Origin of the sequence: Sorangium sp. So ce406 (assembly GCF_051474675.1) — a bacterium.
Classification (GTDB): Bacteria; Myxococcota_A; Polyangia; order Polyangiales; family Polyangiaceae; genus Sorangium; species Sorangium cellulosum_G.
Genome location: NZ_CP150340.1, coordinates 5,144,129 through 5,158,020 on the forward strand (window position 1 = coordinate 5,144,129; position 13,892 = coordinate 5,158,020).

Genomic DNA, 13,892 nt, shown 5'->3' on the forward strand with positions numbered 1-13,892 from the left:
CCTGCCGCGCGCACGTTGCGGCAGCAGCAGCGCCAGCGCGCCCGCTTCAGGCAGGATCCCGGTGACCATCCGAGACGGGCGCCGCCACGGGGATGCGCTCCGACTCCCACGCGAAGAACCCGCGCGCGCGGACGCACGCGTCGGCGATCGCGTGCGCGGCGGTGATCCGGCTCTCCAGGGAGGCCGCCTCGAAGAACCCGCGCGCCGAGCGGGCGACCTCGGGCTCGCACTTCTCGAGCTCGGTGAAGAGCTCCTTGGTGCGCGGCAGGACGCCGTTGCGCGCCCGGAGGTGGTAGCGGACCATCGCGAGCACGGCCTCGGCCAGCAGGGCGCTGGCCATCACGGGGTCGCGCTCGACGACGTCGAGGGCATCTTCGAGGAGCGTCGCGGCGCTGTACCGCTCCCAGACGTCTTCCTCCGGCGTGAGCGCAGCGCGCCTCGCGAGCCACGCGGCGGCCTCCGCCCTGAGCTCGTCGAGGAGCGGAGATCCCAGGACCGGAAAGCCGGTGGCGAGCATGTGCGCGGTGGACGGCCGACCGCTCTGGTGCTCGGCAGCCCAGTACTCGCGGACGGCGGCGGGAGGGTTCACGAAGATCTCCGCGGGGACGTCGCCGAACCAGCGCTGCAAACGCTGCTTGTACGGGGCGCCGTGGATCACGAAGAGGTCGAGATCGCTCGACGCGTCGCCGCAGCCGCGGACGATGGATCCGGCCGCGACGATGGCGAGCGGCTCGAACCGCTCGAGCACGAAGTCGACCGCCGCGCGGAGCGCTGCCGCGTACCTCGGCGAGAGGTCCGGCCAGCGGCATCGCTCGAGCGCGCCGTCGGCCGCGCCGGGCCCGGCGCTCGCCCGCGCCTCACCGCGCGCCCGGTACACCGCGCGCAGGTCCTCCGCGATCGCCCCGAGCCGCGCCCGCAGCGCCGCCGGCTCCAGCACCTCGACACCCCTGCCCAGACCGATGATCTGCGAGGCCGCGATCGACTCCCGCTCGAAGTCGACCGTCACGGTCCTCGTCCCGTCGCGCCCGCGGCTCCCCTGCCCCCACCGCTCGTGCTCGCCGGCGGGGCGGACCCGCCGGAGCGCCGCTTCGCCCTCCTCGCTCGCGCGGAGCGTCACCACGTAGCTCGCACGGCGCTCCGCGAAACGCTGACACCATTCCTTCCAGCAGGCCGCGAGGTCGAACCCCTCGGGCCGCGCAAACCCCTCGTCGAGGAGCCGCGCCCCCTCCACGCGCGCGCCCCGGAACACGCTCGGACCGCGCGCCGTCCCGGCCACGAGGTACCAGCGGTCCGCCTTGATCACGAGCCCGTACGGGTCCACCACCCGCTCGCTCGCCTCGCCGTCGAAGTCCCGGTACGCGAGCCACACCTTGCGGTCCTGCCAGACCCCCTCCCGCAGCACGTCGAGGTGCGGCACCACCTCCCTGCCCTGGAACCACCCCGACGAGTCCACGTGGAGCCGCTGGCGCGCGTGCTCCGCGGCGGACCGCTGCACCACCGGGAGCGCCGCCGACAGCTTGATCAGGCCGCTCTCCAGCGCCGCCGACAGGCCGATGTCCGCCAGCGCGCCCGGCGCGGCCACCGCGGAGAGCGCCTGGACCTCGGGCTGCGTCAGCCCCGTCAGGCTCGTCTGCCACCCCTCCAGGAGCGCGATGCCGCCGTTCGGGCCGCGGTTCGCATAGACAGGCACGCCCGCCGACGAGAGCGCGTCGAGATCCCGGTAGATCGTCCGCGCCGAGACCTGAAGGCGCCGCGCGAGGTCCTCGGCCGTGAGCTGCCGGCCCTTCGCCTGCTGGAGGAGCAACATCAAGCTGAGCAGCCGATCCGCGCGCATGACGTCCGTCCGTGGTCCTGGCCTCGATCCGACCCCGATTCGACCCGGTTCGCAGCCTACGCGCAATTCATGACATCAGGTGTCAGGAATCGTCCCGTAGCCTCCCGGACGACGACCGGAAGCGGCGGCGCCTCGGCGCAGCGCGCGCTGCGCGGCGCGCGACGCGCGACGCCAGCCACGCGCCGGTCCCCACGAAGGAGGAGACACCGGATGAAACCGCTGGAAGGACAGGTCGCCCTCGTCACCGGAGCCACGCGCGGCGCGGGGCGCGCCATCGCCTGCTCGCTCGGCGAGGCCGGCGCGACGGTCTACTGCACCGGACGCAGCGTCCGCGGCCGGCCCGCCACCGGCCAGCGCCCCGAGACCATCGAGGAGACCGCGGAGCGCGTCACCGCGGCCGGTGGACACGGCATCGCGGTGCAGGTCGACCACACCGTCGAGGAGCAGGTCGAGGCGCTCTGCGCGCAGATCCGGCGCGAGCACGGGAAGCTCGACGTCCTGGTCAACGACGTCTGGGGCGGCGACGAGCTCGCCGAGTTCGGCGAGCCGTTCTGGAAGCTCTCCATGCCGAAGGGGAAGCTCCTGCTCGAGCGCGCGGTGACCTCGCACATCGTCACGAGCCGCCACGCGGTGCCGATCCTGCTCGAGCGCGACCGGGGGCTCATCGTCGAGGTCACCGACGGCGACAGCTTCGGGTACCGCGGCAACCTCTTCTACGACCTCGCCAAGATGTCGGTCATCCGCCTCGCCTTCGCCATGGCCTGGGAGCTGCGCCGCCACCCCGGCATCACGGCGCTCGCGATCACGCCCGGCTTCCTGCGCTCGGAGGCCATGCTCGACGGCTTCGGCGTCACCGAGGGGAACTGGCGCGACGCGACCGCCAAGGACCCGCACTTCATCGCCTCGGAGACCCCGTTCTTCGTGGGCCGCGCCGTCGCGGCGCTCGCCGCCGACCCGAACGTCGCGGCCAAGGCCGGCCGCGTCTTCAGCTCGTGGGACCTCGCCCGCGAGTACGGCTTCACCGACGTCGACGGCCGGCAGCCCCACTGGGGAGAGTACTTCGAGAAGACGTTCGGCCCGTACCGGAAGGCCGACGAGGCGGCCTACGCGAGCTGGCGCGACGGTCCGATGGACCTCGCGGCGCCGGACTGGCCGAAGGAGTGACAGCGCGCGGGCTCAGTGCGCGTACGGCTCGCCCCGCAGCAGCGTCATCGCGCGGTAGAGCTGCTCGATCAGCACGAGCCGCGCGAGGCGGTGCGGGAACGTGAGCGGCGACAGGCTCCACCGGTCGTCCGCCGCCGCGGAGACGTCCGGCGGCAGCCCGTCCGCCCCGCCGATCAGGAAGGTGACCACCCCCTTGCCGCGCGAGCCCCACCGCTCGACGCCCGCCGCGAACGCCTCGCTGCCGAGCGCCTTGCCGTTCACCTCCATGGCGATGACGCTCGCCCCCGCCGACGCGCGCGCGAGCAGCGGCCCGACCTTCGCCGGCGGGCCGTCCGGGATCTCGATCTCGTCGCACGCCACGTAGCGGCGGATCCGACCGAGGTACTCGTCGATCGCCGCGCGCAGCGGCTTGTCCTTCACGCGCCCGACGGCCGCGACCACGAGACGCACGGCCGCGCTCAGCTCGGGTCGAACCGCGGGGCGGGCTGCGCCCCGGGGGGCGGGCTGTCCTGCGGGACCGGGACGCGGCCCGCGTCGATCCAGAGGCCCTCGATGTCGTACAGGCGGCGCGTCTCCTCCTGGAACACGTGCACGACGACGTCGCCGAAGTCGATCAGCACCCACGTCGCGGCGGCGAGGCCCTCCATCGAGAGCGGCGCGACGTTGTGCTTGCGCGTCGCCTCCTCCAGGCCCGTCGCGATCGCGTGGACGTGCCGGTCGGAGCGGCCCGTCATGATCACCAGGTAGTCCGCGTAGTCGACGCGCCCCACCACCTCCAGGATCTCGACGCCGATCGCCTTCTTGTCGAGGCCCGCCGCCGCCAGCGTCAGCGCGAGCTCGCGCGCCGGGGCCGACGGCTCGGGGACCGGCGGCGGCGTGCTGCGGCGCGCGGCCGCGCGCTTCGGGCCGGCGAGCGGCGACTTGGCCCGCGCGGGCGACCGCCCCGCGAGCGGCAGCGCCGCCTTCGCACCGCCCTCCCCGCCGCCCCGCGTGGGCCGCGGGGCGTCGCCGTCGCCGCGCGCCGGGCGCCGCGCCCTGGTCGTCGGCCGGTCCGCCGGGATCGGCCGCGCCGGGCGCTCGAGCTGCTCCCCCTCGTCGCCCCCGCCGGCCGCGCGGCGCGTACGCCCGGCCTTCGCGGGATCGCCCACGCCGGTGTGGGAGGCGCGGATCCGGGGCGACGCCGGCCGCTTCGTCTTCGTCGCGGACGACGCCCGCCCCGCCGCGCCCGCCTTGGCCGTGGCCGCCTTCTTGCGCGCCGGGACGCGAGGCTCCGCGCCCTCGCTCGCCTTCGACCCTGACTTCGCCCGCGGCTTGCTGCTCCCTGCGCCTGCGTCCTTCTTCGTCGCCAACGTTCTCTCGCTTTCTTGTGCCCGGCCCCTTTCGCCAGGGGCCCCTCGTCTCGCCCGCGTCAGCGGGTCTGGCCCTCGCCGTACGCGATCCACTTGAGCGCCGTCAGGCTCGCGAGCCCCATCGGGCCGTACGCGTGGAGCTTCGTCGTGGAGATGCCGATCTCCGCCCCGAGGCCGAGCTCGCCGCCATCGTTGAACCGCGACGACGCGTTCGCGAGCACGCAGCTCGCGTCGACCTCGCGCAGGAAGCGCTGCGCGTGATCGTAGCGCGGCGTGCAGATGACCTCGGTGTGCATCGATCCGTAGCGTTCGATGTGCTCGAGCGCCTCGTCGAGCGAGCGCACCACCCGCACGGCGAGGATCGGCGCGAGGAACTCCCGGCCGTAGTCGTCCTCGGAGGCCCTGCGCGCCGACGGCACGAGCGCGCACGTGGCCTCGTCGCCGCGCAGCTCGAGGCCGCGCTCCACGAGGGCGGCGACGCGCCCGAGCAGCGGCGCGGCGACGCTCTCGTGGACGAGCAGGCACTCGAGCGCGTTGCACACGCCGGGGCGCTGGAGCTTGCCGTTCTCGACGAGGCGCAGCGCCATGTCGACGTCGCACCCGGCGTCGGCGTAGAGGTGGTTCACGCCCTTGTAGTGCTGGATCACCGGGACGCGCGCGTTCTCGGCCACGAACCGGATGAGCCCCTCGCCGCCGCGCGGGATGGCGAGATCGATCATGCCGGTCAGGCCGAGCAGGACGCGCGTGGCCTCGCGATCGAGCGACGGGACCATCTGCACCGCGTCGGCCGGCAGCCCGACCGAGCGCAGGGCGTCCGAGATCAGCGCGGCGAGCGCCGCGTTCGAGCGCGCCGCCTCCTTGCCGCCGCGGAGGATCGCGGCGTTGCCGCTCTTCAGGCAGAGCACCGCGGCGTCGACCGTCACGTTGGGGCGCGACTCGTAGATCATCGCGATCACGCCGAGCGGGACGCGCACCTGCCCGACGAGCAGCCCGTTCGGCCGCCGCTCCATCCCGACGACCTGGCCGACCGGATCGCCCGCGGCGGCGACGTCGAGCACCGCGCCGGCGATCGCCGTGAGCCGCGCCTCGTCGAGCACGAGCCGGTCGACGAGCGACTCGGACACGCCCGCGGCGCGCGCCGCGGCCACGTCCTCGGCGTTCGCGGCCAGCACGGCGGAGCGCTTGCCCTCGCCGGCCTCGGCGCGCAGCCGCTCGGCGATGGCGCGCAGCGCGCGGTCCTTCTGAGCCCGGTCCAGGGGGGCGAGGGCCCGGGCAGCCTTCCGGGCGCGCTGACAGAGCGCTCGCAGCGTGCCCTCCAGATCGACGTTGCTCTGTTCCACAGCGGGAACCTAGCTCGCCTCCCTGCGCGGGCCAACCGTTCTCCTGCGCGTCCGTGCTAGCGTACCGGCCGTGTCCGGCGATCTCCGAAGGTCGATCCAGGCGTTCCTCGCCTGCCGCTCCCGCCCGGCCTGTCGCGCGCCGCGCGCCGCGACGGCGCTCGTCGCGGGAGCGATGCTCGCGGCGTGCGGCGGCCTGGACGCGGCCGAGGACGCGCCCGCCCCGCCGAGCACGGGCATCCCGCTCGCGGCGCCGAACGCGCGCGGGGCGCCGCTCGAGACGGCGCCGACGGCACCTTCCATCCCCTCCGCGCCGTTCGGCGATCCGGAGCGGCTCCAGATCCCGCCCGATCCGTTCGGCCCTCCCGACCTGCCGCCGGCTCCAGATCCTGCCGGGAGCGCCGCGGGGAGCGGAGTCCAGCTATGACACGAGCCCAGAACGCCCCGCAGATCGTCGCGATCGCCGCGATCGCCGCCGCGCTCCTCGCCGCGGCGTGCTCGTCCGCCCCGAAGCCGCTCCCGGGCGGTCCTCCGCCCGAGTACGAGCCCCCGCGCGCGTTCGACGGCGGCGCGCCGGGCAGCAGCGCGCCCGGTGACGACGCGCCGGCCACCCCGCCGGACGATCCGGCGGCGCCGGGCGCGCCGCTCCTCGCCCCGTCGCCGGCCGCGCCGCCCACGGGCGCGCCGCCGGCCCCCACGCCGCCGCCGCCGCCCACGCAGCCGTGAACCCCCGGTGAGGCGGGCGGGCGCTCCGCAGGCGCCGCGGCCTCGCCTCGCGCCGGCTCACCCGTTCGAGTCGCGGGGGACGATGCGATCGAAGGCGAGCCCGCTCGAGCTCTCCCCTCGCCCCGTCTGCTTGCGGGCGCCGAGCCAGACGAGCACCTTGCCGCCGAGCCAGCGCGTGCGCTGGAACGACCGCGACACGCGGACGCCGGCGCGCGGGACCTCCTCCTCGTGCACGAAGTAGGGCGACGGCGGGGAAGCATCGAGCCCCTCGCGGAGCAGGCCCGTCCGCGGGCGCACCCGCACCGGCCGCTCGGGGTCTCCCTCGAGGACGCGGGGCATCGCGGCGCGCTGGAGCTGCACCTCCCGGCTCGATCCGGGGACGCGCACCGGGACGAACGGGATCCAGTGCTCGGGCACGGTGTTCATGAGCTCGTACCGGATCGGGGCGACGCTCGCGGGCGCGGGCGGCGAGCCGGCGAGCAGCTCGCCGAGGAGGCGCCGGTGGTAGCTCAGCGTCTCGGCGGCCGCCTCCGCGCCGGGCTTTCCTTCGCCGGTGGCGAGCGGGATCCGCTGCTCGATGCCCCAGACCATGTTGGCCATCTCGTCGCGCACGAGCGCGACCTCCTCGAGCGGCTTGCCCTCGTGCACCTTCGCGGCGGCCGGCACGAGGAGCAAGCTGGTGTCGGCGGGCTCGTTCATGTCGCCCTTCGCGCTGAGCGAGAGGAAGCGCCACGCCTGCCAGTCATCGTCGCCGCCCGCGCCGGCAGGCTCGATCCAGGTCCGCTCGCCGAAGACGTTCGTGACCGCGAGGCCCTCCACGCGCGCGAGGCTGCCCGCCGGCAGCGTGAGCGGGATCAGGCACCAGTCGTTCGCGTACACGAGCCCGAACTCGATCAGGAGCAGCTTCGCGAGGTCGGTCGTGTCGGGCTTCACGTCGCCGAAGTTGGTCTTGCCGTCCTCGAACGCCCACCAGCGGGGGTTCGGCATGCCCTCGAACGCGATCGGGACCGGGATCGACGTCTGCGTCACCGGGGCGCGGGGATCGGGGGCCTCCTCCGGGAGCCCGCCCAGCGAGGACGCGCCCGGGTCGACGTCGAAGCTGTACCAGTCGAGGTGGCCGTGGAAGTACTCGTCGGCGGTGAGGACCCTCTCGACGCCGTCGCCCGGCGCCGAGCAGGCAAACGCGTACTCGAGCCGCGCGGGCTGCCAGGCGTCGCCCTGCCCCTCGGCGGGCTGAAGGAACAGATCCTCGAACCATTTCAAGAACCTGGCCGCGATCGCGTCGATCTTCGGCTCATCCTGCGGGGCGACGGCGATGCCGTCGACCGCGCGGCGGGCGGGGTCGCCGCGCAGGTAGAGGTAGAGGCTCGCGCCGTCCATGCGGCGCTGCGCAACGGCGGCGAACGTGGCGTGAGCCTCGATGTGCGCGGCGGACGGGGCGTCCTCCTTGAGGCTCGGATCGGGCCGCGCGATCGGGTAGCGCGCGACGTACGCGGCGCGGTAGTCGCCCACCGTGTCGACCAGCTTGAGCCACTGGCGGCCCATGAGCAGCCGCAGGTCGAGGGAGGCGGGGCGGCCGTTCTGGGTGAGCTGCACCGGCCTGCGCTCGACCTTGGCCTCGAGCGGCACGGCGTCGTCGAACGGCTCCACGGCGCCGCCGGCCGCTCGGTACTTGGTGAGGCGCGTCGTGCTCACGTGCAGCTTGGCGAGCACCGGCGTCCCCGCGTCGTCGCCCGTGAGCTCGCCCATCTGCCACTGGCGGGTGAGGAACCAGAGCGCGTCGCGCACCTCGGCGCGCAGCGCGCGGTCGAACGACGGCGCGCGGGGGCGTCCCTCGAGCCGGTTCCACAGCGTGACGGTGGGGAACGCCTGCTTCGCGATCGCCTCGCGGATGTCCTCGATGAGAAAGCGCTTGTCACTCATGGTCGGCCAGGGCGGCGAGCACGCCGTTGTTCACCGCGATCGTCGTCGCGATGGTGATCGGGTGGAGCGCCGCGGCCATCACCGTGGCCGGGGCGAACTGCGCGTACGCGGTCGCGTCGATGTGCGTCGGCTCGACCGCGCGCTTCTTCGCGAGATCGAACGTCTCGCGCACGGCGGCGGCGAGATCGTCGAAGCGCCAGGCCCCCGTGAGCTCCGGCGGGGCGACGAGGAGCAGGCACTGCGGCGCCTCGCAGCTCGGACGATCGTAGTGGAACGTCAGGCCGACCGTCTCCTCGCGGGTCGGGATGACCTCCGTCCACTCGTCGAGCAGGAGCCCGCATTGCGGCTCCCCCTTCTCGAACGGCGCCGCGTAGTGCGCCGTGTAGAGCAGGCGGTCGCCGTCGATCGCCACGCTGTCCGGCACCTCGAGGCCGAGCCAGCGGTCGTCGCTCCGGTACGGTAGCTGGAGCGGCACGAGCGACGGCTCGGCGCCCAGGAACGCGCCGCTCAGCATCACGGCCTGCTCCCAGGCGCGGAGCTTGTCCCGCACGCGGGCGACGCCGTACAGCCAGTCGTCCACGGGGAAGTCGTGGAGCGACGCGGCGTGCTCGAGGAGCGGGCCGCCCTCGCTCGCCGCGAGCGCGAGCTCCCACTCGTCGCCTTGATGCGCCGGGACCGCGAACGCGGGCACGACCTTGAAGTCGTCCCCGAGCATGCGCTGGAGCGCGGCCGTCAGGCGCTCGACCCGCTGCGCGTCGGTCGTGGCCGCGTCGTGCGCCGCGAGATCCGCGGCCACCTTCGCGAGGATCCCCGCGGAGGCGTCGGCGAGCGCCCTGGCGCGCGCGGCGACGTCCGCGGTGAACGCGACGACGGCGTCCTCGACGTCCGCGAGGACGAACGGCTCCCTGTCGACGTCCGCGACCGGCAGCAGCGCCGCGACGGCGCCGAGCAAGGCGCTGAGCGACGTCGTGTCGAGCGCCGCGACCGCGGCGAACGCCGCGAGCCGCGCCGCGAACGCGCCGCGCTTCGCCAGGATCGCCGTCTTCAGGTCGTCCGGCGTCGCGGGGAGCGGCGCGATCGCGAGGGTGCTCACCTCGCTCTCCGCGCGCCGGAGGAGCGCGATTTTTTGGTCGTAGGTCGCATCGTACGTCACGTCGTCCGTCGCGCCGCCCGGCAGGGCGTCGTACGCCGCGACGAGCTGATCGAAGCCAGCGAGGCGCGCGCCCCAGCGCTCGACGAGCCCCGTCACCTTGCCGATCAGGGCCGCGAAGCGGGCCTGCCGCCACTCGAGGGCGAACCCCCACCCGGTCTGCGGCAGGCCGAAGCGGCTCGCGCGCGCGAGGAGCTCGACGGCGCGCGCGAAGGTCGCGTCGATGGCCGCGAGGACGTCGGCCCGCCGGTTCGGCAGGTCGTCGAGCAGCGGCGTCAGCCCCGCGACGAAGGCGACGAGCTCGGCGCGCAGCGCGTCGAGGTCGGCCTGGACGAGCTCGGCGCGGGCCCTCGGGAGGGAGACCGTCGCGTCGTCGGCCTGCCGCGCCTCGTTGCCCAGGGCGACGTCGCCGGCGCGGAGCGGGCGCGATCGCAGCAGCAGCGCGCGCAGGTGCCGGATCAGCGGCGCGAGCTCGAAGAAGGTCACCCGGCCGTCGATGGGCGCCGCGTAGCGGACCTCGATCCTCGCGTCCGGCCGCGGCGCGAACGCGGCCGACGCGTGGGCGAGGATGCGGTCGTCGAGCTCGCTCATCGCCTGGCGATCCTCGAGGCGGAGCACGTGGAGGAGATCGATCGGCTGGAGCCCGAGATCGCGCTGCGTGACGACGCGCGCGACCGCGGCCGCGGACGCGGGGTCGTGGAGGCGGACCTCGCACGCGACGGCGTCCGGCGCGGGGAGCACCGCGGCGAGCCAGTCGTTGACCGCCGGCTCGGCCTTCGCGCGCGGGGTCATCGCGACGCCGTCGACCGGCGAGACGGTGGACGGGACGGCGACCTTGAGGTGCAGCCCGACGCGGTGCGTGAGCACGCGCCCCGTCCGCGGCGTCCTGAGGATGTCGGGCTCCTGCGGCGTGCTCCCCTTCGCGAAGGTGTCGAGGGTGCCCGCGGCGCGGTCGAAGTTGCCCTGGACCGCCTGGTGCACGCTCTCCGCGAGCCCCAGGTCGGCGATGGCGTCGTGGATGTCGAGGAGCCCCTGAACCTCGGTGTCGATCGCGCTCGCCTGGGCAGGCGACGCGGGCGGCAGCGGCCTGCCGAACGGGTACGAGGCCGCGCCGGTGGCCCGGACGTGCTCGAGGAGGCGCAGGCCGTCGACGACGTTGCGCGCCTCGATGCGCTCGACGGCCACGTCGGCGTCGTCGACCCGGGTCGGTTGGATGCGGTTGGCGCGCAGCGGGAACTCCTTGCGCAGGGCCGCGATGAAGGCGTCGACCTCGGCCACGGCGTGCCGATCGTGGAGCCCGCGCTCGAGCTGGTAGCCGAGCAGGGCGCCGAGGCTCTGCCCGCCGCGGAGGCCCTCCAGGAACGACAGCGCGCGCCGGACGCGGCCGGACGACAGGTTCACGGCGAGCGACGACGGGCTCGCCGGCGTGGCGTTCGACAGGTACCCGTTGCGCAGGACCGCGGCCGTGACGGCGTGGTTCAGCGACGGGGTCAGCACGTGGCCGCCGTTCGTCGGGTCGCGCATCAGCGGCGCTTCCGCGGGGTTCTTGTTGAAGATCCCGTCGAGCTCACCGGGCAGCGCGACGGGCTCGAGCTTCTTGCCCTCCGGGCGCACGTCCTCGAGCCACCCGTAGGCGCCGAGGTGGATCCCCCGCCGCGCCTCCTTGCCCTCCTTCTCGTCGGGGAACCGCATCCTCGAGAGCCGGTGGTGGACGAGGCCGAGCATCCACGCGTCGAAGCGGTAAGAGCAGCAGTCGATGTGCTCGGCGAAGGCGCGCTCGAGCCTCGCGGTCGGGGCGTCGGCGAGCCGCTCGAGCGCGGCGAGCTGCTCGTTGAGCTCGGGCGTGCGCGAGCTGCCCAGGGCGCCGGCGATGAACTCCGCGACCGTGACCTTCGGATCCCCGGTGACCGCCGTCTCGGGCGTGTAGAGCGGGTCGAAGCGGCTCTCGCTCGGGCCTCCGGACACGTGGACGAACGCGCGCTCGCGGCGGGCCGCCTTCACCTGGGCGGGGGAGAGCACCGCCGCCTCGCGGCGGAGGCGGAGGCTCCTGTCCCAGTAGCCGAGCATCAGCGCGTGCCGGAGGTAGAGGTACAGCAGCGCGGTCGGCGCCCGGTCGTCCGCGAACCCCTCCTGCTTCCGCAGCACCTCGAGCGATTTCCTCGCCGCCTCGATGAGCCAGCGGATGTAGTTCTGGTCATCCCGGGTGGTGGGCCGGATCGGCTCTCGCTCCGAGAGCGGCCGGTCGTCGACCACGGGGCCTCGCAGCAGGTTCTGGCCCGTGAAGAAGAACCTGTTCAGGATGTCGGGGACGTCGGCGCCTCCGTAGCCGAGTGAGCTCAGCAGCTCCGTGCCTCGCTTGAGGTAGCCGGCCGCGATGAGCGCCGCGATCAGCACCCCGCCGAGGCCGCGCAGGTGGAGCACGTTGAAGAGGTGATCGAGGCTCTCGGCGTAGCGCTGGTGGTACTCGACCGAGCTCGGGTGGAGCCCCACGACGTCGAGCAATATCTGGTGCGGATCGCCGGGCTTGCCGACGCGGGAGACGTCGGCCACGCGCGCGGTCCAGTCCGCGTCCACCTGGCGGAGCAGCGCGTGGAGCCGCTCCAGGTACCGCGCGCGGCGCTCGTCGTCGCCGCGCGACGCCTTGACCGGCCGGAGGCGCGAGAACGCGGTCGTGGGCAGGACGCCGTAGGGCTGCCGCTGGATGCGCAGGGCGGGCAGCGCGCCGCGCCCGCTGACGAAGCGCGTGAAGAACCAGCGCGTGTCGTCGACGTCGGCCTCGTCGACGACCGGGTGCATCATGGTCTGCAGGAAGTACCCGAGCGTCGCGGGCCACAGCGCGACGTTCATGGCCCGGCCCTCGATCTGGTCGGCGCCGCCGCTGCCCGCGACCTTCTTGAGCCGCGCGGGGTCGATGCCGAGCAGCTCGGCGAGCCGCTGGCCGTCGCGCTTGTCGAGCGGATCCTCGACCTCCTCGAAGAGCTCGCCGCGCACGAAGAGGTCGTCGTAGCTGCCGTCGGCGTCGTCGCCGCGCGCGTGGCCCGCGCTGGCGCCCTCGGTGTTGTTCGTCGGCGTCCCGTGCGGGAGGATCGCGACGCCTCGGCCGCTGTGCTGGTGGTGCCCGATCAGCTCCTCGAGCAGGGTCCGGCTCGCCTCCTCGTCGGCGGAGAGGCGCGCGCCCAGCACGAGCAGGCGGTCGAAGCCCTTGCTCGCCTGCGCGCGGGTCAGATCGACCTTGAACCCGAGCCCCGAGGCCACGGCGCGCTCGAAGTCGACCATCCACCGCATGTCCTCGGGGATCGCCAGGTCGCCGCCGTCGGGCCGGAGCTGGTCCTCCGCGGGCGCCGAGGGATCGAGCCCGCACACGAGCGGCTGCGGGATCAGCTCGCCGAGCACCCTTACGACCTCGACGTCGCCCTCGTAAGCGAGCAGCAAGAGACGATCGGGCAGCAGGCGGACCCTGGGGGCGCGCGTCCACGACCGCTGCTTCGTCGCCATCGCGTCCGCGGCAGGGAAGATCACGAACGCGACGCTCACGGACACGCTCGCCCTGGTGCGCGGGGGCGCCGGCGCCTCGCCGAGGTTCCTGGGCACGTAGCGCTCGACGATCGTCCTCGCGTCGCTGGCCCCGACGGCCGCCGTGAGCGCCTGCTCCGCCGCGGTCAGCTCCGCGCGCGTGGCGGCGCGCCACGCCGCGCGCCAGTAGGTGGCCGCGGCGGTCGCGGCCGCGGGGGACAGGGCCTCCTCGGCCGGGATCGTGAGGACGATGTCCGCGTCGTCGGCCTTCGTGGGCTCCTCGTACGGGTTGACCGGCCGGTAGCGCTGCACGATGTAGGCGGCGCGCCCGGCGCCGTGGCTCGCGACGAGCGCGCGCCAGGCGGCGCGTCGCTGGCTCTCCTTCCGGCCGGCCCGCCACCAGTCGATCCAGAAGAGGCGCGCGTTCGCGACCTCGGCCTCCGAGAGCAGCTCCTCGAACGCGTCGATGAGGCAGTCGTCGGGGTAGACGCGGACCCAGAGCTGCGGCTTGCCGTCGGCCGCGGAGGTCTTGAAGCGGGTCTCGACGCGGAGCGGAAACAGCAGGAACGGCGTCGCGTCGTCGAGCGCCTCCAGCAGCTTGCTCGGGTCCGTGAGCGGGGCGAAGCCGTCGACCGCGCGCCGCTCGCGCTCCCGCGCGTCGTCCAGCGCGCGCCCGCGCTCCTTCACCGCCTTCTCCGCCTCCTCGCGCCGCTTGAGCGCCTCGGCGAGGCGGTCGCTGCCCGCCGCGCCCTTCGCGGCCACCCGCTCGAGCCGGGCGATCTCGGCGTCGAGCTTCCTCGCCTGCTCGACCGCGGCGTAGAGGTCCGCCTCCGCGCGCTCCCGCTCGGAGCGCGCCTTCATCACGTCGTTTCGCGCGTCGGCAAAGTCGGCCATGG

General features: G+C 74.5%; 9 protein-coding genes. 3 read left to right on the top strand and 6 right to left on the bottom strand.

Annotated elements, in window-relative coordinates; translation table 11 throughout:
• Nucleotides 1–46: 46 nt before the first annotated feature.
• Nucleotides 47–1,834 (bottom strand): WYL domain-containing protein, encoded by a 1,788-nt coding sequence (locus WME96_RS18805; protein ID WP_437291487.1) that lies wholly within the window; start codon nt 1,832–1,834, stop codon nt 47–49.
• A gap of 210 nt (nt 1,835–2,044) precedes the next feature.
• Here WME96_RS18805 and WME96_RS18810 point away from each other — a divergent pair, with 210 nt between their 5' ends.
• The gene (locus WME96_RS18810) at nt 2,045–2,998 is read left to right on the top strand and encodes an SDR family oxidoreductase (RefSeq protein WP_437291488.1); all 954 of its coding nucleotides are present in this window, start codon (nt 2,045–2,047) and stop codon (nt 2,996–2,998) included.
• 12 nt (nt 2,999–3,010) lie between these two features.
• Here the strand turns inward: WME96_RS18810 and WME96_RS18815 are convergent, their stop codons facing one another.
• The 3 genes from WME96_RS18815 to WME96_RS18825 are packed head-to-tail and all read right to left on the bottom strand — an operon-like array spanning nt 3,011 to nt 5,687.
• The gene (locus tag WME96_RS18815; protein ID WP_437291489.1) at nt 3,011–3,448 is read right to left on the bottom strand and encodes a 23S rRNA (pseudouridine(1915)-N(3))-methyltransferase RlmH; all 438 of its coding nucleotides are present in this window, start codon (nt 3,446–3,448) and stop codon (nt 3,011–3,013) included.
• An 8-nt stretch (nt 3,449–3,456) separates the two neighbouring features.
• Nucleotides 3,457–4,347: a ribosome silencing factor gene (rsfS, locus tag WME96_RS18820; protein ID WP_437291490.1), complete on the bottom strand. Its 891-nt coding sequence runs from the start codon at nt 4,345–4,347 to the stop codon at nt 3,457–3,459.
• A 59-nt stretch (nt 4,348–4,406) separates the two neighbouring features.
• Complete coding sequence (locus WME96_RS18825) at nt 4,407–5,687, bottom strand: glutamate-5-semialdehyde dehydrogenase (RefSeq protein ID WP_437291491.1); 1,281 nt, start codon at nt 5,685–5,687, stop codon at nt 4,407–4,409.
• Between the two features lie 70 nt (nt 5,688–5,757).
• On the opposite strand from WME96_RS18825, the gene WME96_RS18830 reads away from it, so the two are divergent.
• Nucleotides 5,758–6,111 carry a hypothetical protein gene (locus WME96_RS18830; protein WP_437291492.1) on the top strand — a complete coding sequence of 118 codons (354 nt, stop codon included), beginning with the start codon at nt 5,758–5,760 and terminating at the stop codon, nt 6,109–6,111.
• The gene (locus WME96_RS18835; protein ID WP_437291493.1) at nt 6,108–6,410 is read left to right on the top strand and encodes a hypothetical protein; all 303 of its coding nucleotides are present in this window, start codon (nt 6,108–6,110) and stop codon (nt 6,408–6,410) included. Before WME96_RS18830 ends, WME96_RS18835 begins: the two co-directional genes overlap by 4 nt.
• A 57-nt stretch (nt 6,411–6,467) precedes the next feature.
• Here WME96_RS18835 and WME96_RS18840 read toward each other — a convergent pair whose 3' ends face one another.
• Both WME96_RS18840 and WME96_RS18845 read right to left on the bottom strand, forming a co-directional pair.
• Entirely contained in the window at nt 6,468–8,333 is a 1,866-nt protein-coding gene (locus tag WME96_RS18840; RefSeq protein WP_437291494.1) for a hypothetical protein, read from the bottom strand.
• Complete coding sequence (locus tag WME96_RS18845) at nt 8,326–13,890, bottom strand: hypothetical protein (protein ID WP_437291495.1); 5,565 nt, start codon at nt 13,888–13,890, stop codon at nt 8,326–8,328. The genes WME96_RS18840 and WME96_RS18845 overlap by 8 nt, the downstream gene beginning before the upstream one ends.
• Between the last annotated feature and the right edge of the window lie 2 nt (nt 13,891–13,892).

Excerpts from the sequence above, each read along its gene's own strand:
- WME96_RS18805 (WP_437291487.1), bottom strand. The coding sequence starts at position 1,834 with ATGCGCGCGGATCGGCTGCTCAGCTTGATGTTGCTCCTCCAGCAGGCG.
- WME96_RS18810 (WP_437291488.1), top strand. The coding sequence starts at position 2,045 with ATGAAACCGCTGGAAGGACAGGTCGCCCTCGTCACCGGAGCCACGCGC.
- WME96_RS18835 (WP_437291493.1), top strand. The coding sequence starts at position 6,108 with ATGACACGAGCCCAGAACGCCCCGCAGATCGTCGCGATCGCCGCGATC.
- WME96_RS18840 (WP_437291494.1), bottom strand. The coding sequence starts at position 8,333 with ATGAGTGACAAGCGCTTTCTCATCGAGGACATCCGCGAGGCGATCGCG.
- WME96_RS18845 (WP_437291495.1), bottom strand. The coding sequence starts at position 13,890 with ATGGCCGACTTTGCCGACGCGCGAAACGACGTGATGAAGGCGCGCTCC.